Below are 1108 nucleotides of genomic sequence, written 5' to 3'. Positions count from 1 at the left end.
TTCGGCATCGGGGCGATCGTGCCCCATGTGTGGCGTGCTGACCAGCCCTGGCGCGGTCCGTGGGCGAGATTCTCGTCACGTTCCGCCGTCGGGGCGTCACCGGCGGCGGACACCGGCGCGCACCCCCCGCCGCCCGGCGGGAATCCACCGGTCCCGCGGAGCGCTGGACACGGGGACAACGTACGACGAAGACGAAGGAGTTCCGCAGGTGCGCGACACGGCAGCGGAGGGGGCGCTCGGCGCCGGTGACCTGGGCGCGGAACTCGGCGCCCGCGCGACCCTCGTCCAGTTCTCCACCGCCTTCTGCCAGCCCTGCCGGGCCACCCGGCGCACCCTGGCCGACGTCGTCGCCATGGTCGAGGGCGTGGCCCACGTGGAGATCGACGCCGAGGCGCATCTGGAGCTCGTGCGGCGTCTGGACATCCGCGCCACTCCGACCGTGCTGGTGCTCGACGCGACCGGCCGCATCGTCACCCGGGCGGCGGGCGCGCCCCGGCGCGCCGACGTCATCGCGGCGCTCGGCAGGGCGGTGTGACCCACCGTGAGGTCGGTCCCACATGCTGACGCGTACTTGACTGCACACGGCAACCATCGCCAGGCTGGCTGATGTGCATCAGGAACTCCTTCTCCACGGGCGGCTCCACGTCGACCTCGCCCGTAACGCGAGCGCGCGCTGTCGGGCTGCCGTAGCAGCCGCAGCCCGTCAGTAGCCATCCCCGCAGAAGGACCTCTCGATGACCGCGTCGATCGATCTCGGCACCGCTTCGCCCCTTTCCTCCGCTTCCGCCGCCGAACCGCCGCTGATCTCCTTCGGCATCGGGGCGATCGTGCCCCATGTGTGGCGTGCTGACCAGCCCTGGCGCGGTCCGTGGGCGAGATTCTCGTCACGTTCCGCCGTCGGGGCGTCACCGGCGGCGGACACCGGCGCGCACCCCCCGCCGCCCGGCGGGAATCCACCGGTCCCGCGGAGCGCTGGACACGGGGACAACGTACGACGAAGACGAAGGAGTTCCGCAGGTGCGCGACACGGCAGCGGAGGGGGCGCTCGGCGCCGGTGACCTGGGCGCGGAACTCGGCGCCCGCGCGACCCTCGTCCAGTTCTCCACCG

Annotated in this window: 1 protein-coding gene; it reads left to right on the top strand. The window is 72.9% G+C overall.

The annotated features are described in order from the left end of the window. Positions 1–208 precede the first annotated feature (208 nt). A complete protein-coding gene (locus EAO77_RS35780; RefSeq protein WP_187283570.1) occupies positions 209–535 on the top strand; it encodes a TlpA family protein disulfide reductase in 327 nt (108 codons plus the stop codon). Positions 536–1108: the final 573 nt, after the last annotated feature.

Origin of the sequence: Streptomyces sp. T39, from assembly GCF_008042045.1 — a bacterium.
Lineage (GTDB): Bacteria > Actinomycetota > Actinomycetes > Streptomycetales > Streptomycetaceae > Streptomyces.
This window is presented reverse-complemented; position numbering and strand designations above follow the sequence as displayed.